This is a genomic window from Desulfitobacterium sp. (assembly GCF_982384815.1).
This window is the reverse complement of sequence record NZ_CEVWNY010000050.1, coordinates 1-21,148: the sequence shown is the minus strand read 5'-3', so window position 1 is coordinate 21,148 and position 21,148 is coordinate 1. Positions and strand designations below refer to the sequence as shown.

General features: G+C 42.1%; 20 protein-coding genes and 1 pseudogene. 14 read left to right on the top strand and 7 right to left on the bottom strand.

Annotated elements, in window-relative coordinates:
• From AC1U9U_RS09280 to ric, 3 genes and pseudogenes are all read left to right on the top strand, one after another.
• Window positions 1–648: pseudogene (locus AC1U9U_RS09280) on the top strand (anaerobic carbon-monoxide dehydrogenase catalytic subunit); the annotation flags it as partial.
• 259 nt (window positions 649–907) lie between these two features.
• Window positions 908–1,627, top strand: a complete 720-nt coding sequence (locus AC1U9U_RS09275; RefSeq protein ID WP_479960280.1) for a Crp/Fnr family transcriptional regulator — start codon at window positions 908–910, stop codon at window positions 1,625–1,627.
• A gap of 299 nt (window positions 1,628–1,926) precedes the next feature.
• Window positions 1,927–2,622 carry an iron-sulfur cluster repair di-iron protein gene (ric, locus tag AC1U9U_RS09270; protein ID WP_479960279.1) on the top strand — a complete coding sequence of 232 codons (696 nt, stop codon included), beginning with the start codon at window positions 1,927–1,929 and terminating at the stop codon, window positions 2,620–2,622.
• Between the two features lie 89 nt (window positions 2,623–2,711).
• On the opposite strand, the gene AC1U9U_RS09265 is transcribed toward ric, so the two are convergent.
• The 4 genes from AC1U9U_RS09265 to AC1U9U_RS09250 form a co-directional block, all read right to left on the bottom strand.
• Complete coding sequence (locus AC1U9U_RS09265; RefSeq protein ID WP_479960278.1) at window positions 2,712–2,840, bottom strand: hypothetical protein; 129 nt, start codon at window positions 2,838–2,840, stop codon at window positions 2,712–2,714.
• Between the two features lie 253 nt (window positions 2,841–3,093).
• Window positions 3,094–3,984, bottom strand: coding sequence for a 2-hydroxy-3-oxopropionate reductase (garR, locus tag AC1U9U_RS09260; RefSeq protein WP_479960277.1), 891 nt, complete (start codon window positions 3,982–3,984; stop codon window positions 3,094–3,096).
• A 96-nt stretch (window positions 3,985–4,080) separates the two neighbouring features.
• Window positions 4,081–4,869 (bottom strand): hydroxypyruvate isomerase, encoded by a 789-nt coding sequence (gene hyi / locus AC1U9U_RS09255; RefSeq protein ID WP_479960276.1) that lies wholly within the window; start codon window positions 4,867–4,869, stop codon window positions 4,081–4,083.
• Between the two features lie 20 nt (window positions 4,870–4,889).
• Window positions 4,890–6,665 carry a thiamine pyrophosphate-binding protein gene (locus AC1U9U_RS09250; RefSeq protein WP_479960275.1) on the bottom strand — a complete coding sequence of 592 codons (1,776 nt, stop codon included), beginning with the start codon at window positions 6,663–6,665 and terminating at the stop codon, window positions 4,890–4,892.
• A 316-nt stretch (window positions 6,666–6,981) separates the two neighbouring features.
• Between AC1U9U_RS09250 and AC1U9U_RS09245 the strand changes: the two genes are divergently transcribed.
• The 3 genes from AC1U9U_RS09245 to AC1U9U_RS09235 all read left to right on the top strand — a co-directional run bounded on the left by AC1U9U_RS09245 (window position 6,982) and on the right by AC1U9U_RS09235 (window position 9,561).
• Window positions 6,982–7,497, top strand: a complete 516-nt coding sequence (locus AC1U9U_RS09245; RefSeq protein WP_479960274.1) for a nitroreductase family protein — start codon at window positions 6,982–6,984, stop codon at window positions 7,495–7,497.
• An 87-nt stretch (window positions 7,498–7,584) separates the two neighbouring features.
• Complete coding sequence (locus AC1U9U_RS09240; RefSeq protein WP_479960273.1) at window positions 7,585–8,220, top strand: ion channel; 636 nt, start codon at window positions 7,585–7,587, stop codon at window positions 8,218–8,220.
• A gap of 150 nt (window positions 8,221–8,370) precedes the next feature.
• Window positions 8,371–9,561, top strand: a complete 1,191-nt coding sequence (locus tag AC1U9U_RS09235) for an anaerobic nitric oxide reductase flavorubredoxin (protein WP_479960272.1) — start codon at window positions 8,371–8,373, stop codon at window positions 9,559–9,561.
• Between the two features lie 129 nt (window positions 9,562–9,690).
• On the opposite strand, the gene trhA is transcribed toward AC1U9U_RS09235, so the two are convergent.
• Window positions 9,691–10,335 (bottom strand): PAQR family membrane homeostasis protein TrhA, encoded by a 645-nt coding sequence (gene trhA / locus AC1U9U_RS09230; protein ID WP_479960271.1) that lies wholly within the window; start codon window positions 10,333–10,335, stop codon window positions 9,691–9,693.
• A 195-nt stretch (window positions 10,336–10,530) separates the two neighbouring features.
• Between trhA and AC1U9U_RS09225 the strand changes: the two genes are divergently transcribed.
• A complete protein-coding gene (locus tag AC1U9U_RS09225; protein WP_479960270.1) occupies window positions 10,531–10,989 on the top strand; it encodes a PspC domain-containing protein in 459 nt (152 codons plus the stop codon).
• 1 nt (window position 10,990) lies between these two features.
• Complete coding sequence (locus tag AC1U9U_RS09220; RefSeq protein ID WP_479960269.1) at window positions 10,991–11,935, top strand: LiaI-LiaF-like domain-containing protein; 945 nt, start codon at window positions 10,991–10,993, stop codon at window positions 11,933–11,935.
• 159 nt (window positions 11,936–12,094) lie between these two features.
• Here the strand turns inward: AC1U9U_RS09220 and speD are convergent, their stop codons facing one another.
• Window positions 12,095–12,925, bottom strand: coding sequence for an adenosylmethionine decarboxylase (gene speD, locus AC1U9U_RS09215; RefSeq protein ID WP_479960268.1), 831 nt, complete (start codon window positions 12,923–12,925; stop codon window positions 12,095–12,097).
• Window positions 12,926–13,263: 338 nt separating this feature from the next.
• Here speD and AC1U9U_RS09210 point away from each other — a divergent pair, with 338 nt between their 5' ends.
• Window positions 13,264–13,857 (top strand): superoxide dismutase, encoded by a 594-nt coding sequence (locus AC1U9U_RS09210; RefSeq protein ID WP_479960267.1) that lies wholly within the window; start codon window positions 13,264–13,266, stop codon window positions 13,855–13,857.
• Window positions 13,858–13,982: 125 nt separating this feature from the next.
• Here the strand turns inward: AC1U9U_RS09210 and AC1U9U_RS09205 are convergent, their stop codons facing one another.
• Window positions 13,983–16,151: an EAL domain-containing protein gene (locus AC1U9U_RS09205; protein WP_479960266.1), complete on the bottom strand. Its 2,169-nt coding sequence runs from the start codon at window positions 16,149–16,151 to the stop codon at window positions 13,983–13,985.
• Window positions 16,152–16,386: 235 nt separating this feature from the next.
• On the opposite strand from AC1U9U_RS09205, the gene AC1U9U_RS09200 reads away from it, so the two are divergent.
• The 5 genes from AC1U9U_RS09200 to AC1U9U_RS09180 all read left to right on the top strand — a co-directional run.
• On the top strand, window positions 16,387–17,091 hold the full coding sequence (locus tag AC1U9U_RS09200) for a response regulator (protein ID WP_479960265.1): 705 nt from the start codon (window positions 16,387–16,389) through the stop codon (window positions 17,089–17,091).
• A 204-nt stretch (window positions 17,092–17,295) separates the two neighbouring features.
• A complete protein-coding gene (gene phoU, locus AC1U9U_RS09195; RefSeq protein WP_479960264.1) occupies window positions 17,296–17,955 on the top strand; it encodes a phosphate signaling complex protein PhoU in 660 nt (219 codons plus the stop codon).
• Window positions 17,956–18,549: 594 nt separating this feature from the next.
• On the top strand, window positions 18,550–19,548 hold the full coding sequence (locus AC1U9U_RS09190) for a PstS family phosphate ABC transporter substrate-binding protein (RefSeq protein WP_479960263.1): 999 nt from the start codon (window positions 18,550–18,552) through the stop codon (window positions 19,546–19,548).
• Between the two features lie 102 nt (window positions 19,549–19,650).
• A complete protein-coding gene (gene pstC, locus AC1U9U_RS09185; RefSeq protein WP_479960262.1) occupies window positions 19,651–20,574 on the top strand; it encodes a phosphate ABC transporter permease subunit PstC in 924 nt (307 codons plus the stop codon).
• A gap of 2 nt (window positions 20,575–20,576) precedes the next feature.
• A partial coding sequence (locus AC1U9U_RS09180; protein ID WP_479960261.1) for a PstA family ABC transporter permease occupies window positions 20,577–21,148 on the top strand: 572 nt, incomplete at its 3' end.

Here is a 21,148-nt window from a genome sequence, read left to right as displayed (position 1 = left end):
TTCTCCACTGAGGCTGTTCTAGGGGCATTGGGCAATAAACTGGACCCCTTGGTTGATGTGATTGTTGCCGGAAAAATCAAGGGTGTAGTTGCCTTGGCTAACTGCTCTACCCTCCGCAACGGCCCACAGGATTGGATGACCGTAAATCTTACGAAGGAGCTTATCAAACGGGATCTTCTCGTTGTTGCCGGTGGGTGCGGCAACCATGCTCTGGAAGTGGCAGGGCTATGCAATATGGATGCGGTGAACCAGGCCGGCTCGGGGTTAAAAGAGATTTGTACCGCCCTGAAGATTCCCCCTGTCCTTAGCTTTGGTACCTGTACCGACACCGGACGGATCAGCATGTTGGTGACGGCCCTTGCTGATCATCTGGATGTGGATGTCCCTCAGCTCCCCATTGCCGTAACTGCTCCGGAGTGGATGGAACAAAAGGCCACCATCGATGGGGTCTTCGCTGTTGCTTATGGGGCGTATACCCATCTTTCCCCGACTCCCTTTGTTTCCGGTGCTCCCCAATTAGTGAAATTGTTGACCGAGGATGTAGAAGGAATGACCGGGGGGAAAATCGCTCTTGGCGATGACCCTGTAGAAGTCGCCAATGGGATTGAAGCCCATATCAATTCTAAGCGAAAAGGCTTAGGTTTATAGCAAGGATAAGTAAAGTCAATAGGTAGAGAAGTTTGTTAAAAGGAAGGAGCACTGGCTATTCGTCAATGCTCCTTTTTCTGCACGCTTTACTGCGTTCAGTATGACATGGTGCGGATTTTTCCTGAAGGAAGGACGGCTGAAGTATCTTGATAATAATATTAAGAGGGTTTTACAGTTACATTCTTAGATGCTAAAATAGGTTTAAACTAGTTTAAGAAGAAATCTTTTTAAACTTAAATTTGGAATAAGGAGCTATTTTATGAGTTCTTGTAACTGTCATAGCTGTGGGTGTAGTTCGGGAACCGGGGAGTTCTGCGCTTCAAAGGTGCCCATTTTTTCGATGCTTGCCCATGAGCAGCTTGCCATGATAACTAGTTTGATTACACGGCGGCGCTTCAAGAAGGGGCAAGTAGTCTTTTTCGAGGGTGATGTATCGGATAAGTTTTATATAATCAATTACGGAAAAATCAAGACCTTTAAGCATACTCGGGAAGGAAAAGAGCAGATTCTTTATATCCTTGGTGAGGGGGACTTTATCGGGGATTTAAGCCTTTTGAAGAAAAGTGCCTTCAAGTATAATGCGGAGGCTTTGGAGGATGTAAGTGTTTGTACCCTGGCAAAAGACGATTTTGACCGTATCCTTAAAGGGAATCCGGAAATTAGCTTAAGAATTTTAGAGAGCGTACATGACCGGTTGGTTGATCTGGAAAACTTAGTGCAGACCTTAAGCACGAAGGATGTAGAGGCGAGGATTGCCGGTTTATTAATTAACTTTTCTAAGAATTTTGGTATCCGGAAGGATGGTAAAGTTATACTTGATATGGCACTTACTCGGGAGGAAATGGCCAATTTTATTGGTGTTACTCGCGAAACGATGAGTCGGAAGCTGTCCGGCATGCAGGATGAGGGGATCATCGAACTAGTTGGTAACAAAAGGATCATTATTAATAGTTTAAGTGATTTGGAAGATTTGCTGTGAATCATTGAGGGCTGATATTACCGAATTATGGGGTTCGTAATATCAACCCTTTTTTAGATTTTCATGCGCCAAGAGTATCAATATTGATGGGAGTATAAGTTTTCGGCGCATAAGGATAACCAAGGAATTTGTTATATTTTCCTTAGAGATTCGCTTGATTTGAATCAAGTTTTGATTTGATACTAATCACAGCCCCAAAGACTTTTGCAAGGTATGATATGGACATAAGATCAATCAAAGGCTTCCGTGAAATTAACTTTGAAATTAAAAATGAGTAAATGCTACAAGGAGGAATTCATATGACATTCAATGTCAATCAGCAAATCGGAGATATCGTTACCAAATTTCCTAAAGCCGCCGATGTTTTTAAGGAATACAGAATCGACTTCTGCTGCGGTGGGGATCGAATTCTCAAGGATGTTCTTTTGCAAGAAGGTCATAATGAGGCTGAAGTTTTAGGAAAAATCAATGAGTTGTACGGAAACCTTAAGAGCGAACAGAATTCTGAGAAGGATTGGACTCAGGAGGCATCAGGCTCTTTGAGTGAATACGTTGTTAATACTCACCATGCTTATCTCAATGTGGAGCTGCCAAGGATAAGTGAACTGACCACTATGATCCTGCGGGTTCATGGAGACCATCATCCGGAGTTGAAGGCGGTCCATCGCTTATTCCATAATCTAAAGTTGGAGCTTGAGCAGCATCTTATCAAAGAGGAAGAAGTTGAATTTCCGTTGATGAAGGAACAGGAGATCGAGCCTTCAGAAGAAGCCCAAGCAAAAATTCGCAGCATAATTAAGGAATTAAAAGCCGAACACGATGAGGCGGGGGAAATTCTAAGAGAGTTGAGAAAGATCACTAATGATTATAAAATACCCGGGGATGTCTGTGGCACCTTCGAAATGACCTATCAAAAGCTGGAGGAACTGGAAAACGATATCTTCCAACATGTTCACTTGGAAAATAATATTTTGTTCCCTAGATATTTGAGTTAAAGTAATTGCTAAGTTACCCTTTAGGACGCTAGCCAATGGTAATTGAACAAATTAGAAAACGCCAGAAAATCCTGGCGTTTCTCAATATACTATGATTGATCCAATGCTGAAGGGTCTTTTTGCTTTTTCTGTTCTTGTTTATCGCGAGCACTACGGGATTCATATTTAGCACTGTTTCTTCCTTCAGTATGTTTTTGAATCTCACCTGATCTTTTCATGTTTTTCCTCCTCAATAGATTTCGATTTCAAACTGGAGATGCTATAAAACTTCAAATGGAGTATTAACTCCGTGGAACCTATCCTTTATTATATGAAGTTCTTTGCTTAACCATCCTAATTCATTAGATTTGGGAAATACCATTTTGTATATAAAAAAGGGGCCGCTGCCTACGAACTTCTTAGTATCGTTTGGCATTAGCCCTTAATCGGGGTATATATTATTATGAGAAAATAGACAGTATTTTGCTTAGCTTAACCTTCGTTATTAACCTCGATATCGGCAAGCTTTTCGTAGTACCGGACAAGGGCGCTATGGTCAGCTTGATCTAGTCCGGAGCTTTTGAGGGTCTGCATCATTTCCATCACGGAGGCAGTGAGGGGAAGGGGAGAGCCGATATCATGGCCGGTCTCCAAGACGTTATTAAGGTCTTTGATATGGAGGTTAATCCGGAAGCCAGGATCGAAGCGGCGTTCAAACATCATCGGTCCTTTGGCATCGAGAACGGTGCTTCCGGCTAATCCGCCCCGGATGGCTTTGTAAACCGTTTCCGGGTTAGCCCCGGCCTTAGTGGCTAAGACTAAGGCCTCGGATACGGCGGCAATATTGATAGCAACAATGATCTGATTGGCTAATTTGGTAATATTTCCGGCTCCAACTTGACCGCAGAGGACTGCCGAAGCACTCATAGCCTTTAATATTGGGAGGAATTCTTCAAAGTCGGCGGAGTTACCACCGGCCATGATGGAGAGAGTGCCGTCAATGGCTTTAGGTTCACCGCCGCTAACCGGTGCGTCCATGAAGCGAACATTTTTCGCGGCTAGTTTTTGGGCCACTTCCTGGCTGGCTCCAGGGGCAATGGAACTCATATCGATCACCATGGCTCCCGGTTTAGCTCCTTCGATGACTCCATTAGGTCCAAGGATAACTTCTTTGACTTGAGGGGAGTTGGGCAGCATGGTGATGATCAGTGAACAGCGTTCCGCCACATCTTTCGGAGATGTTCCGGCCTCAGCCCCGGCCTGAACTAATTCTTGCACAGAATTTTGACTGCGATTGTAAACAATCAGTTCGTGACCGGCTTTTAGTAAATTCAAACTCATGGGTTTACCCATAATTCCTAAACCAATAAAACCAATCTTCATTAGAATACCTCCAGTTTATAATTTTTATACTATTCCTAGTGGATATGCCAAGCCATTTCACCAAAAGGTATAGAAGTTTTGGCTTATAACCCTTACTTATGCAAAGTTCTTGATCCACTCTAAAGAGGTAACTGTATCCGGCTGAGGGACATACTCCATGGCAACAGCATGGGCGTAGCCGACTTCCTCTAACTTGTTAAAGAAGGCTTGATAATCAATTTCCCCGGTGCCTGGCTGGTGACGGCCTGGGTTATCGGCGATTTGAATGTGGGCAATCTGGGGAAGCTTATCTTGAAGAACTTTTAAAAGATTTTCACCTTCACGGGCTGCATGATAAGTATCATATTGGAGGAAAATGTTGGCGCTCCCTGCTTCGGCAATGACTTTTAGGACATCGTCTGTGGTATTAAGGAAGAATCCCGGTGCATCAAAGTGGTTAAGTGGCTCGATTAGCAGTTTAACACCGGCATTTTGCAGTTGCTCCGCTGCATAGCGAATATTGGCGATGAGGGTTGCCCATTGCTCTTCTCTTGACTGGTCTGTACGGAGTTTGCCTACCAGACAGTTAACTTGTTTAACATTGAGTGCTTGAGCTGTGTTAACAGCTTTGGCAACTCCGGTGCGAAACTCTTCTTGACGCTCAGGATCCAAGGCAATGCCTCGGTCACCGGCATCCCAATTCCCGGCAGGAAGATTGAAGAGGACAAGCTCTAAGTCATTGGACTTTAGTTGTTGTTTCAGTTCGGTGAGATCAAAGTCATAAGGAAACATAAACTCGACTCGTTTTAGTCCTGCCTCTTTGGCCGCTTTAAAACGATCCATAAGTGGTAAGTCGGTAAAAAGAAAGGATAGGTTGGCAACGAGCTTTTCTTTTTTCATAGTCATTCAGTTTTCCTCCAAACGTTCTATTCTAGTTCCTTTACTCCGGTCAGGGTTCCGTCGAGAGAAACGGAGCATTGGGCAAGGGGATCGACCAAGACCTCAATCAAATATGGACGGTTACTACTGAAGGCCCTCGCCAAGGCATCTTGAAGATGACCGGGCTTATCTACCAATTCCGCTTCAACTCCCATTCCTTGTGCAGTCGCTACAAAGTCCAGTCCCCGGGAATGACCTTGTAGACGGTTTTCGTACTCCAGATCTGTGGAAATCCAACGCTGATCAAAGAGGAGATTTTGCTGCTGGCGGATGAGCCCAAATAAGGAGTTGTTCAATACCACTACAACTACAGGGATATTGTGTTTGGCGGCGGTAGCCAGCTCCTGAAGAGACATTCCCAGACTGGCATCTCCTAAAAGATTGACTATCTGCCGATTGGGATGGGCAAGTTTCGCTCCTAATGCCGCTCCTAAGCCCCAGCCCATAGTTCCGGCACGGCCGGTGATTAGGAAAGACCGGGGGACATAGGCCTCGAAAAGCTGGGTGGTCCAGATTTGGCTAATACCACAATCCAGAGTTATGATGGCATCCCGGTCAAGGGCCTCACGTACCTCCGCAATAGCCTGCTGGGGTTTAAGCGGATAGGTATTATAAAGCGTTTTGCGGGCTAACCGAGTTCGATCCTTCTGGAGATTCTGGATGCGGGCTTTGGCTTGATCACCGGGGGTGTAGTTTAGAGCTTTGAGGAAGGAAAGAAATTGGTCCATGAATTCTTTTACATCCACTGCTAGGGTAAGTTCAGAGGGAATATGGCGTGAAAGCTCTTTTTCATCCAGGTTAATATGAATGACCTTTCGGCCCGCTTTAAAAAGCTTGGCATCTCCTGTTCCCCGACCATCAAAACGTCCACCAAGATTGATGATTAGGTCCGATTCGAGGATTGTTTTATTACCTATGGGAGTTTGACACATTGTCCCCATTAACCCTCCAAAGAGTGGATGGTCATTAGGAAAGGCGTCCTTACCCATTAAGCTGGATACCACGGGAACATGGAGTAGTTCCGCCACTTCGCGGAGTTCCCCGGCAGCATTACCTTGCACCACACCGCCGCCGACCAGCAGAGTGGGCGCATTGGCTTCGCGGAACATTGCGAATATAGTATTCAATTCTGCCTGCGAAATTTCCTGCCTTGTAGCGAGCTGATCATTGCTATCCTGTTCGGTCCAATCCACCTCTAGGAATCCTTTTTGCACATCCAGGGGAAGGTCCAGCAAAATGGGACCTTTTCTTCCTGTGGTCGCTAGTTCCCAGGCCTCCTTCAGAATCCGAGGAAGGTCTTCGGTTTTCGTAACCTGATAAGCCGCCTTAGTCACAGGGCGTGCCATTTCCACAATAGGAGCTTCCTGAAAAGCATCTTTACCAATTAGAGAAGTGGGAACCTGCCCGGTTAGTGCTAGAAGGGGAATGGAATCACTGTAGGCACTATATAAGCCTGTGAGAAAATTTGTGGCTCCCGGACCGGAAGTGGCTGCACATACTCCCACCAGACCTGTGGCACGAGCATAACCATCGGCCATAAAAATTGCGGTCTGTTCATGGCGGACATTATAGGATTGAAAGTCACGTTCCCGAATTGCATCATAGAAGGGAAGGATGGCTGCCCCGGGAATTCCGTATACTTGCTTAATTCCTTTTCGTTCTAAAAAGGCCGCTAAAAACTGTGCCCCAGTCATCCGTGTTTGTGTTGTTTCAAAAGATGTTTCCGAAGTGCTTCCTACATTTTCTGCTCCCCAAAGTGCCATAGATATACCTCCTTGTTTCTTATCGTAAAACGACGTTTTGAAGTTGCGCTAAAGCTTTATTGCTTGGGGGTTGGTTTTGTCACAGTTTTGAATCTCTTAGTAGCGCGGTTGTTGCATAATATGAAACGTGGTTTCATATTGCGATACCATTATCTCCGATAAAAGCTTTTTGGTCAAAAGATTTCCTTTCAAAAGTCGAAATAATGGGGTCACAGGTCGAACTAATAGCCTTAGCAGTATCTTTATGCCCGTGTTATAATGGTTTCAATCGATATTATTCAATAGAGAATACAATTTTATAAGGAGATGACCTGTTGTGAAGGATCTAATTAAAAAGCGCCGCAGTATACGTAGGTATACAGAGGCACCTATAGAGAAGGAGAAGGTAGACCGGTTAATTAGGGCATTGATGTTTGCCCCTACTTCCCGGAACAATAAACCTTGGGAGTTCATCTTGGTCGATGATAAAGAGATTCTGAGTAAATTGGCAACAGCAAAAAAGGGGGCTCATCCTTTAGCTAATGCTCCTTTGGGAATCGTAATTCTTGCCGATCCTGAGAAAAGTGATGTTTGGATTGAGGATACCTCTATTGCTGCGATTGTTTTACAATTGCAAGCTCTGGATCTTGGTCTGGGGTCTTGCTGGATTCAAATTAGGGAACGTATGCATAAAGAAGGGGTTTCTGCAGGAGATTATGTCAAAGAAGTTTTAAGCATTCCTGATAATCTTTTGGTAGAAGCCATCGTTTCCTTAGGATACCCCGCCGAGACAAAACCTGAACATACGGATGATGAGTTAATAACTGATAAAATCCATTGGAATAAATACTAGAGCTATTTGAAAGTATGCACAGCGAACACAATCCTATTTGATGGAATATAATGGAGTGTAATATTGCTCGAAAAGGAGGGATTTGGAGTGTTTGGACCTTCATGGGACTATAAACAATTTCCAGGCCCACATCCCTCAATTCATAATAATTCCTCAATATTTGGTAAAGAAGCAACAAGAGCAATAGAACGAACCAACAAGCAACTGCCGGATTATGAGGTCGCCTACGAGAATCTTGGCTCGCTCTTGCCGGCCTTTGTAGGTATTGCTGCCTTTGGCCTATTAACTCAGTTGTTTGGGTATGAAGGCCCGAAAGAAGAAGAAAAGGATCCGCTTGTGGGTAAAGTCGGCAGTATCGTCTATACAGGAATAACCACTGCAGGTATTTCTTTGTATATTTATAATGTTCTTATTGCGGCAGGCGGAAGACCATTAAATGCTTTTTTACCTGTTTCCAGTGGGATTGGTGTGATGATTATTTATTTCGCTGCAGTCTATAATTGGCTTTATCGCATAGATCCCAGGAGCTTTTCCGGAGAAATAGATGGAAATGCCTTAAATGAAATCGTTACTTTTATCTACTTCAGTATTACTACCTTTTCTACTGCCGGTATGGGAGATATGGCTCCTATTACCAAAACGGCCAAAATACTTGTTAGCATTCAAGTGCTGTTTTTTGTGTTTATCTTTACTATGGGTCTTGTATTCTTTGTTGATCCCTAAGCCCTTCTTCTGGAAGGGTTTAGGGATCAGGGATAAAATTGTCTTAATGGGAGATTCTAAGAAGGAATTAATTGTATATCTTGCATTTATGGACAAACTATATTACATTAGATTTAAAATGGTTTTAAAAAGGAAGGGGAGTTTTTAAGTATGTCCTTTAAAATTAACGAGACTATTACATATGTAGGAAAAATCGATTGGGAACTCCGTCATTTCCATGGGGAAGAGTACTCCACCCAGCGGGGCTCATCCTATAACTCTTATCTCATCCGTGATGAAAAGACGGTATTAATTGATACTGTTTGGGAACCCTTTGGACGTGAGTTTGTGGAAAAACTTAAGCAAGAAATTAACTTAAAAGAAATTGACTATATTATTATGAACCATAATGAAGTTGATCATAGCGGTGCCCTGCCTTTTCTGATGGAAGAAATTCCGGATACACCGATTTACTGTACTACAAATGGGAAGAAGATTCTTCAGGGGAGCTATCATAAGGATTGGAACTTTGTAGAGGTTAAAACCGGTGATCGCCTGAACATCGGTAGTCGTGAACTCATTTTCATCGAAGCCCGGATGCTTCATTGGCCGGACACTATGTTCAGTTATTTAACTGGAGATAACATCCTCTTTAGCAATGATGGTTTTGGCCAACATTTCGCTTCTGAACATATGTATAATGACTTGGTTGATGAGTCGGAGCTTTACGCCGAAGCGCTGAAATACTATGCCAATATCCTAACACCTTTTAGCAAAATGGTCACTGCTAAAATCAATGAGATTGTGAAGATGGATTTACCTATTAATATGATTTGTCCTAGCCATGGCGTAATTTGGCGGGACAATCCTCTCCAGATCGTACACAAATACCTGGAATGGGCTAATGATTACCAGGAAGATCAGGTAACTATCATTTATGATACCATGTGGAATTCCACTCGCAAAATGGCGGAGTCCATCGCTCAAGGGATTCGCTTGGTTAATCCGGATCTTACTGTCAAGCTTTATAACTCGGCTCGTTCTGATAAAACTGATATAATCGGACAAGTATTCCGCTCCAAGGCTATTGCGGTGGGGTCACCAACTGTTAACAATGGATACCTTTCTTCCATAGCCGCGATTCTGGAAGAGATTAAAGGGATGAAATTTAAGAATAAGAAGGCAGTCGCTTTCGGTAGTTATGGTTGGAGCGGTGAAGTAATTAAGCAATTAAATGAAGAGCTTAAAAAAGGTGGCTTTGAGGTAATTGATGATGGGGTGCGAATTCTTTGGACACCAAGTGATGAAGAGCTTGCTTCTTGTCTAGAGTTAGGGAAACGTATCGCCGAAAACCTCAAATAGTTTATCATGTAAGGCTATAAGAAAATATTAAAAATATGAAGTGATCAATAATGCCCCCTAGATTTAAATCAATCCAGGGGGCTGATTTTAATTAATTGAAAAGTAACTTTCTACTGCGCAAGATAACCGCTAGCTTGCCATGGGTACAAAATAGATTAGGATCATTAGAAAATGAATCAAGGTACCCGCGGCAATAAATATGTGGAAGATTTCATGGAAACCAAGATGTAAGCGAGGAATCCGAAAAATTTTAGCGGCATATATGATAGCCCCGACAGTATACATCACTCCACCGGCTACCATCATGATTAGGGCACCTAAGGGGAGATTATGTACCAGTTGGACGATTGGTACCAAAGCGATCCAGCCAAGGGTTACATAAAAAGCAGTGGACACATACCTTGGGGCGTTGATGAACCAAATTTTCAATACAATCCCCGTTAAAGCAAGGATCCATACAGCCAGGAGCATGACCAACCGCCAAACTCCTTCTAAGCCATAGTAAAAGACGGGAGTATAGGACCCTCCGATCAGTACATAGATCATCATGTGATCAATTTTCCGCAAGGTGAGTTCCTTTTTAGGTGTGGTTCGCAAGGCATGATAAAGTGAGCTGGTACCATACAAGGCAATAATGCTCAATCCGTAAATGGTCATGGTTATTGTTTTAGACAGACTACCGTAGGAGAGGAGAATTAAGGAAACAAGTCCGAACCAGGCAGCGATAAACGGGATAAAATGAGTCAAGGTATTCATAGGTTCTTTGATTTTCATACTAGGCCTCCTTATCTCGGATCAAAGGCATTTATATTTATATAGATGATACTTAATTTTACCATCTCTAAGTGAGAAGGCAATAGATCGCCTATTAAAGAAGAATTAATAAATATTCGTAGCTACTGAAACAATCCTTAAAGATCCTTCGTAATAAGGGTGTAAAAATAATTTAGATTTACGGAGGGAGTTCTAATGACAGATAAATTATATCGCTCGGGGGTGGACAAAAAACTAGGTGGAGTCTGCGGAGGACTTGCGGAGTATTTTGATATTGATTCGACTTTGATCCGCTTAGTCGTTCTCCTGACTTTCTTCTTGGGGGGAGTGGGGATTTTCCTCTATATTGTAGCTTGGGTAGTGATTCCCGAAAATCCGGGTTACCAGTCCGGTGCAACCTATCGTAGTCATGGCAACGTGGTAGATGAAATGAAAGAAAGCGTACAGGACATCGGGAACTCAGCCCAAAGTTTTGCCCAAGACCTAAAGGCTGTCAATCCCACGCAGAGAAAACGCTATGTTGGCATCGGATTAATGATTTTAGGGGTTATTTTTCTTCTGGATCAATGGTTCCCTCGCTTCTTGGACTGGGGGAAAATGTGGCCCTTAATTTTGATTATAATTGGGGTTGGAATCATTTGGAGGAGGGACTAAGATGCGCCAAGCAGTGGATTCAATATTTAGAGGGTTATTTTTGATTCTGTTGGGATTAGTTTTTTTTGCCAATATATATGGAATTTTACCATGGGACTTCTGGATTAATGTCCTGGACCTCTGGCCGCTGCTTCTTATTTTTGCCGGGATCGCTCTCTTCTTTAATAAACGCATTCCCTTCAGTGCCATTATGGTGGTCTTTCTTCTTGCTCTTGTCGGTTATTCGTTTACGCAAGGTAAAACTTCACTAGAAAACCAGATTCCCTTGGTTAAGGGAACAGGGCAAGTCCTTGAACTCACTGCACCTTTAGAGAGCGATATCAAAAAGGCGGATATTACCTTGAATTTAGGCGGGGTTGCGATGAATGTTCGGGGGGTAAACGGGGCAGCCAATCCCGGCCAATTAACCAACGGAACTTACGAATGGAAAAGGTGGGGAAATTTTGGTGAACCGGAGTTTCGCTGCAAAAACAATGGGGACACGGCGAGAATCGTGTTTAATTCAGAAAAGAAGCCCTCCGGTAACAATCGGCTTGAGTTAAACTTATCTAATCAAGTGCAATATAGTAAGGTAGAGCTCAATGCGGGAGCCGTTAGCGGTATGATGGATTTTAGCCTATTGCAGATAAAAGACCTCGACATCAGTACCGGTGCTAGCGATATAGAGCTAAGGTTCGGGGATACCGGTGGCAAAACAAAGCTTGATCTTAGTACCGGTGCCACAAAGTTGAACTTGGTAGTACCGGAAAGTGTTGGTTTAAAGATTTCGATCAGCGGGATTGCCAGTGATACGAATTTCACCGGAGACGGCTTGGTTTTAAATTCTAAAGATTGGGTGAGTTCTAATTATAATGAAGCTAAGACCCAGATTGAGATGGATATCTCTATGGCAGCCGGTAAGATTAATCTTGAGCGGGTTAATACCGGTGCAACGGCATCCTTTTAGTCAGGCTACTCCCGGGTTAAGATACTTCACTACGCTCAGTATGACATATAGTGTAGTCATCCTGAGCAGGTGCAAAGGAGCTTTTCCGAGTAGAAAGAATAATGAGCCTTATATGAAATACCCCGATCTCCATCCTAGGGGAGCGGGGTATTTTAATCACTAGATTCGCGGCATATTTTTGCCGTAAAAGATTTCGGCCATTTCCTTTTTTAGTTTTTGCTTAATTTTCCGCTTGTCATTTACGGAAAGTTCTTTTTTTGCAGTTCCAAAGAGGTAGTTATCGAGATCAAAGTCCTTAAGAATCATTTTTGTATGGAAAATATTTTCTTGAAAGACTGTAACATCGATCATTTGGTAAAGATCCCGGTACTTTCGATCAATATAGTTTTGGATGGAGTTTATCTTATGGTCGATAAAGACTTTCTTACCATCCACATCTCGGGTAAAGCCGCGCACCCGATAATCTGCGATAACTATATCCGGCGAGAAGCTTTCGATAAGAAAGTTAAGGGCTTTTAAAGGAGAGATCTGGCCACAGGTGGAGACATCGATATCGGCCCGGAAAGTGGAAATCCCTCCATGGGGATGACTCTCGGGGTAGGTGTGCACAGTGATATGGCTTTTATCGAGATGAGCCACCACGGAATCAGGAAGAGGATCCTCCTTGTCGGTATATACCGTATCGAAGGGGTTATCGTCCGGATGCTCCGGGTCTAAATGCTCTTCAGCAATAAGCATGGTGACACTTGCCCCTTGAGGATCATAGTCTTGCTTGGCGATATTTAAGATATTGGCCCCAACGATACGGGCAACCTCAGTGACAATATTGGTTAATCTTTCTGCGTTATATTCCTCATCAATATACTGAATATAGGCATCCCTATGTTCAGCGGTTTTAGCATAGCAGATGTCATACATATTAAAACTCAGGGTTTTAGTAAGATTATTAAACCCATAAAGCCTAAGTTTCTTTAATGGCTTTACTTCCATCTCTGATCCTCCCAACTGCTTAATCATACTTCGAAATTCTATCGTTTCTAAATTTTCTACCTACTTCTTCAAGCCATTCTAGTGGTACTTTCCCTAAAAAACGCTTGGATTATTCCCGGCAATTTTCAACATAAGTTTAAAAACATTTTCATTTTTAAGAAATGAAGAAGGATAAAAAAACTTAAGAAAGAATATATTCAATAATGGCATTTTGCATACATGGATAATATTATACAAGTTTTCCCCTTAGGCTACCATTATTATTTAATATTTCCAGTAAGAATGAAGATAATAGCATCAGACTTATCTGGAAAATAAATATAAAGGAGGAAAATAATATGCCCCATCAATTACCGGAACTACCCTATGCTTATAATGCTTTAGAGCCTCATTATGATGAAGCTACCGTAAGACTCCACCATGATGCCCATCACAAAGCTTATGTGGATGGTTTAAACAATGCTGAGGCTAAGCTTGCAGAGGCTCGCGAAAAAGGAGATTTTGCCTTGGTTAAACACTGGGAAAGAGAATTAGCTTTCCATGGCTCCGGGCATCTGCTCCACACTTTGTTCTGGATGAACATGAGCCCTAATGGCGGTGGTAATCCTTCCGGCTCCTTAGGAGAAAGAATTAACCAGGACTTTGGCTCCTTCGAAGCCTTTAAGAAGCAATTCTCGGCAGCCGCAGTAGCTGTTGAAGGTTCAGGTTGGGCAGTCTTAGTTTGGAACCCTGAGTTTCAAAAACTGGAGATTCTCCAAGCGGAAAAACACCAAAATCTCACCCAGTGGGGTGCGATACCGCTTTTAACAGTAGATGTCTGGGAGCATGCTTATTATCTTAAGTACCAAAATAAGCGGGCAGCTTGGGTGGAAGCCTGGTGGAATCTCGTCAATTGGGCAGATGTGGAAGAGCGTTTTGCAAAGTGTAAGTAGTCGTTAATTAATAGTACCATACATGAAAACGAAAGGGCTAGTCGTTAGTGGCTGCCCTTTCGTTTATTATAAGATGAACGTAGATTTTTAGCAGTAAAGCGATCCTAAAGTATCAATCATAAGTATCAATGACTCCCATTATTTAAGATAAAGTTGTTTTCCTTAGGTAATTTCGCTTGTTTCTTTAAGTAAGCCAGTTCTTCTGATATTTTGCTTGAGGTCCAATCAGTATCAGGGTCAATAACTAGTCCTGCTAAGGCAAGGCTGAGATCCTTAGCACCTCGAACAGCCTCTATCCTTGCCTGAAACCGGGTGAGCAAATGATCTCCTAAGATTTTCGCTTCTGATGCACTTGAAAGAACGATAAAATCGTCCCCGCCCACATGACCGATAAAAGAGTGTTCGTCAATTTCCCTAGATTCGTCGACAAGAAGCTCTCCTAATACTCTAATAATTAAGTCGCCATGTTGGAAGCCGTAGGTATCATTGAATCCTTTAAATTGATTAAGATCAGCATAAATAATACTAAAGGGTTTGTGACTTGTTAAGCGACTTTTAATTTCTTGTTCAATGGCAATATTTCCGGGAAGGCCGGTCAATGGACTTGCCCCCCTGGCGATTTGAATCTGAGTATCAGACATAGCTTTGATCAGTGATGCGACCCGAATCATGCCAATAGGTTTTTGCTGTTGGACCACAACGATCCCATCATAAAGTTGGGCATCAGCGCGGGCCATGGCTAAACTGGAGGCCACTTCGATGGGAGTGGTTCCTTCGATGACAAAATATTTATTGTTCATGAGGCTAGTTATGGGTCGTTGGCTATAAAGGCTAACCCCATAGGGAGTAGCTAAAGATGTATAAAACTTGTCACGCTGGACAACCCCGAGCAATTCATCGTGTTTAGTTACTCCTACTAACCCAACCTTTGAATGCTCTTCAAAATAATTCTTTACGACTTTTACAGTAGTTTCAGGGTCAAAAAGAGGAAACGGTTCAAGAATGCTAAGAACAGTCTTCTCGGAATTCAAGCTTAGTTTTTGATAGGATTTAACGATTTGGCTGACGTAGTCTGGGAGCTTAGGTCGGGTAAAAGAAGGCTCGGCGATGAAGTACCCCTGCACGTAATCAACACCTAGCTGCACTACCGTCTGCATTTCTTCTTGTGTTTCTACTCCTTCAGCGAGAATTCGGCAACCAATACGACGGGCAAAGGTAACAAAGGTTTCTATGAGTGCCCATTTTGTAGGATTCTCATGGATTCCTTGGATTAAGGAACGATCAATTTTCAAGAAGTCCGGGTGCAATTCTGCGATGGACTGAAGAGAGGAATATCCTGCTCCTACATCGTCTAAAGCAATAAGGTAACCCTGTTTCCGGTAATGTTCTAAAGCTTCGCGAAAATTCTCATAGTTTTCAATGGCGCTTCGCTCGGTGATTTCCAGGACCACATCTGATGGTGATAACCCTTGAGATTCCAATAGCTTGCGAGTTTGCCCTGAAGAAAATTCCGGATCGGTAATGACTTGAGGATCTACATTAAGAAAAAGAAACTCCTGAGAACGAAGAATTTGTGAAGAGCTGTTTATTGCTATTCGACGACAAAGGGTTTCTACAGGATAGAGTTTCCCGATTTTTTCCGAAAAAGGGAAAAGCTCAGCGATGGTTGCGAAAGAACTGGGAGGGGTCAGACGGGCTAGGGCCTCAAAACCAAAAAAATCTCCACTTGCAACATCTAGGATGGGCTGAAACGCGGAACGCACATATCGTTCAGGCTCCTCTATTATTCGATCCACTTCTTCACGATGTGGAAAGTATAAAGGGTCTGGTTCCGACTTGTTCAAAAGGAAAGCTTCTTTTAATGCACCGTATAGCAGGTAATCGACACTGCGTCCAGGCTGGGACTTGCATTCCACGAGACCAAAATGTAGGGTAATGGTTTCATTGACATGCTGCTGAATGTTTTCATTGATCCGGGATTCCAAGGGAGGGACAAATTCGGCAATGAGCTCAGAGATACGCCAGGGTGTTTTATTATTGGGTGCAAAATAAAAGATAAAGTCATCACCGCCTTGATACTCAAAAAGAATTTTGCGGAATAGATGAGCATGGGTGAAAAGAGTATGATTCATTTCCGCAACGACTTCATCCAAGATCAATGTGCAAACGCGATAGCCTTGCCTGAATTCGACTTCATGGAATTTAGCAATATCCAAATAGAGGATCCATAGGGTATGACCGCTTTGAAGAAGTTGGGCAAGTTGATCGGTATAGGTCCGTGATGTTCTGATCATCTGTAAGAATCCCTTCTAAACTGTTTACTTGTTTAATTAGATTCTAATAGTAAAAAATTAAATTATGGTTAATCATATGTAAAAGACCTATTAATTTTTAAAACTAAAGCTTAAGAACTTAACCTTAACTTAATCATATCTTCATCTTAACTTAACAAGAAATGGATATCATCAGAATGAGAGATATTATATAGTTTTTCTAGTATGTACATTTGTTTCTTTTTTGGAGGATGTTATGGTTAAGATTTTACTCGTAGAAGATGATGTAACGATTCAAGAACTTGTATCCTATAATCTCGAACGGGAAGGATATTCCTTAAAGGTAGTCGATGAGGGGAAAAGTGCCTTAGAATTATTAAGAAAAGATAAGCCCGATTTAGTGCTCTTGGACGTTATGCTTCCGGAGATGGATGGCTTGGAAGTGTGTAAGGCTATCCGCGGCAACACGGAGACGGCCAGTATACCGATTATCATGTTGAGTGCTCGGAGCGATGTTGCCGATAGGGTGATTGGGTTAGAACTAGGTGCAGATGATTATATGTCAAAGCCTTTTGGCCCTCGAGAACTGCTGGCTCGAATTAAAGCACGCTTGAGGGAAGAAAAGCGTAACGCAGCCCCACAACCTGTTTCATTAACATGGGGTGACCTAGAAATTTGGCCCGAAAGCTACCTCATTGCTATAAGAGGCGAACAGGTTACTTTGACAGGCAAGGAATTTGATCTTCTTCATATTTTTATGAAACGCCCCAATCAAGTGTTTAGCCGTGAATATCTATTACAAAAAGTCTGGGGATATTCAATCAGTGGAGATACAAGAACAGTCGATGTCCATATCAGTAATCTGAGAAGTAAGCTTAAGGGGTTTGGTTCGATTATTGAATCTGTTCGCGGCGTAGGGTATCGTTTGGTAGCCAATCTCCCTAGGAATAATAACACCTAGAATTTACCAAAAGTTTACAGTGGGTTAATCTAAAATGATAGTTACCATGTATTATTGTTTTGTGGCGTACACAAGCCGTAGTTTACTTGAAAAAGTTGTATGATATAATGATTATATTTAAAAATGACTTGCGCACACTCTTTTCATATAAAAACGAGGACTAAAGTTAGTCGGTATAATTTGGTTATTAAGGGGGCTAATAAGTTGGGTAACAGGAATGTATTTGACAAATCATTGGAAGAACTCAATGTAAAAGTATCTGAATTGGGAAAGAAGGTAAATACCCGAATAGACGCGTCCATGAAATCTTTGGCAACCCAAGATTTGGAGTTGGCTAATCAAGTGGTTACAGGGGATTTAGAAATTAATGAACTGCAAGCAGATATTGAAGAGAGCTGTATGCTGCTAATAGCAACACAACAGCCTTTTGCTAAAGATTTGCGTAAAATTGTTGCTGCATTTAAGATCTCCATTAATCTAGAGAGAATGGGAGATTTAGCAGTTGACATAGCAAAACATACCATACGTACCGGAGAGCAAAAAATGTTGAAACCATTAGTTGATCTCCCGAGAATGGCCGAAATTGTCCAGCAAATGGTTCTCAAAGGAATCGAGGCTTATAAAGCAGAGGATGCAGAAGCTGCAAAGGCTATGGCTTTAATGGATGATGAGGTTGACCACCTTTATGCTCAAATCAATCGCGAATTGTTAGTGTTCATGATGGAAGACCCGAAAACGATTAATCAAGCCACTTATTTGATTTTTGTTGGGCGCTTCCTGGAGAGGATGGGGGACTACTGCACTAATATCGCAGAAGAAGTCGTCTATATTGAAACCGGAAAAAGATCAGACCTGAATTTGTAAGGAAAAAACTAAAATAAAATTTGTTTAGCAAAACAATAAGATCAAGAGAGCTACTCTTCCTATTCAGGAGGAATTGCTTTCTTTTTTTTTAGCTGTAAAAATGCTTCATGGTGTGAAGATAAATAAAGTATAGGTGGATAGCATGGTAACGCTGTTCTAACAAAGGATAAATATATCGAAATTACAAAAGCTATAAATGTCACAGAGGAAAAAGTACCGATACTCAATGTGGCAAGCCTGAAGATGGATGGTCAAGAGAACGATGGTAAATTGTCTAAATTGCCGGAGTAGTGGAACAAAATTATTAACTTAATCTTTACATTCAGTTAACCTGAAGACAACATTAAAAGTTTATACTCTTAATTGTAGACGGGGTGTGCTGAAGCAAGATGCAAAAAACCCGCTTACTATACAAGAGGGAAAAATTAAGGCATGCTCCCAAATAAAATGAGGAGGTATTCAAAAGGAAGGGTTACAGGGGATGAAAACTTCTAACGATAGGAGATGTCCCGACAATCTTAGAGTTAGACAAAAATCTATTAAAGATAATGACCCCGAAGATTTATTTTTTAAAAATTAGGGAGGGTTTATCTAATGTTTAAAAAGAAAGTATTAGCTGTCGTTGCCGGAGTGAGTTTGATATTTACCTTGGCAGCCTGCGGCCAAACCAATCAACAAAACAATACTGGAAATAATGGACAAGCTCAAACAGAGAAGCTTAGTGGCAACGTGATCGTTGATGGTTCCGGTACCGTTTATCCTCTCATGGCACATATTGCCGAAGAATATATGACCAATGCCCAACCTGACGTGAGTGTCCAAGTAGGACGTGCCGGGTCCAGTGCCGGTTTCAAAAAGTTTATTTCCGGAGAAACTGATTTCTCTGATGCTTCCAGAAAGATTAAGGATTCTGAAGTCAAAGATCTAAAAGCACAGGGCAAAGAAATGGACAGGAATGTTATGGAAATCAAACTTGCTTATGACGGCTTGACTATCGTCATCAACAAAAATAACACTTGGGCCACTGAAATGACCGATGATGAGATCGTTAAGATGTTTACCTCAAAAGCCTTTAAGGGCGATGATAAAGTGCTTTGGTCGGATATTCGTTCCGAGTGGCCAAAAGAGGAAGTTAAATTCTATGGACCCAACGAAAACCACGGAACTTATGAATTCTTCTACGAAAACATTTTAGGGAAAAAAGACCTGGTTACTACATTGAACAAACAACAAGAATATTCCACTCTGGTTGACTTGGTTTCTCAAGATAAAAACGCTATCGCCTTTTTTGGATTTGGATACTATACAACCAATACCGATAAATTACAAGCTGTTAAAGTTGACTTTGGCAAGGGTGCTGTTGCTCCTTCTTATGAGACCATTGGTGAAGATCTCGGCTATGCAGGTTTCACAAGACTTGTTTACACCTACTTGAACCTTGATTATGCAAAAGAAAAACCTCAAGTCTTGGATTTTGCTAAATATGTAGTATCTCCGGAAGGTGCTGCGAGATTGGCTGCAGATAACGGATTTGCTCCCCTGCCTGAATCCACTTACGCCGAGTACACCTCAGCTTTAGGGGCTCTTAAGTAATTCATCAAACAATCGAATTTTAGGGTGGGAAGCAAGGTTTCCCATCCTAGAATTTTTTGCGTTTATGCAAAATGCCTTATACGAATACCTTAGAGGTGAAATATGGAAGATAAAACAAAGGTAAGAGAGATGATCCGGAGTAATATTTCGAAGAAAAGACATATTTCTGATAAAATTATGCCGGGATTTTTCTTGATCATGACTTCTGTTTCAGTAATTACAACCCTTGGTATTATACTGATTTTAGTAATGGATGCCTCCAAATTTTTCAGTGCGGTTCCTTTATCAGAAGTATTTAGCACAAAATTAGCTCCTTTGAGCGCGAACCCTTCTTTCGGAATGTTACCTCTTATTACAGGTACAATCATGACTACAATTATCGCCATGGTTGTGGCTGTCCCCATAGGACTTGCGGCAGCGATATTTTTAAGTCAATTTGCTTCGGATAAGTTAAGAAGAATTTTGAAACCCATCATGGAAATTTTAGCGGGAATTCCCACCATCGTTTATGGATTCTTCGCTTATTCCTTTGTTACTCCCTTGCTTATGAATATCATACCATCACTGCAAGCTAAGAATGCTTTAAGTCCCGGCATTGTTATGGGCATTATGATTATTCCAATGGTAGCTTCCTTATCGGAGGATGCCATGAACTCCGTACCGGAAATCATGAGGGAAGGAGCCCTGGGTCTGGGCTCCACCAAACTAGAAATGACCTTCAAGGTAGTCATCCCTGCGGCTATTTCCGGAATCATGGCTTCCATTGTACTAGGGATATCCAGGGCCATTGGTGAGACGATGATTGTGACCATCGCTAGCGGGAGCTCAAAAAACTTTACCCTTGATGTCACTCAATCCATGCAGACAATGACAGCATATATCGTGGAATTTACCAGTGGAGACGCGGGAAGTGGAACCCTAGGATATTACAGCCTCTATGCGGTCGGGTTATTGCTATTTGTCTTTACTCTGGTGATCAATCTCATTGCCCAATATATATCCCGTAAGTACAGAGAGGTGTATTGATGATGAGTACCGAATGGGAAAAAGATGCACGCGCCAAAGTACCGAAATTCCAAATTGACAGCAAGCTAATCGAGAAAAGAGTAAGACTAAATAATATTTTAAAAACGATTTTTTCCTTTTCAACGGTGTTCTCCATTTTGGTTTTAGGAATTCTCCTCTATCAAGTCGGGGTAGATAGTATTGGCTGGCTGGACCTTCAATTTTTAACAAGTAATCTTTCCATATTTCCCAAAAAGGCAGGAATTTATGGGGTAATCATGGGAACAGTTTTCATGATGTTAATCGTCATTCCTGTAACGACTATATTGGGTGTGTCAACGGCCATATATCTTGAGGAATATGCCAAAAAAGGCAGATTACAATATTTTATCAATGTAAATATCTCCAATCTCTCCAGTGTTCCTTCTGTAATATTCGGACTACTAGGCTTGACGGTGTTTGGCAGATTAATGAACCTGGGTTCCAGTATTTTAGCCGGTGCACTTACTATGTCACTGCTTGTCCTTCCAGTGGTGGTTGTAGCAGCCCAAGAGGCTATAAGAGCTGTACCTGATTTTTTAAGAGAGGCCTCTTA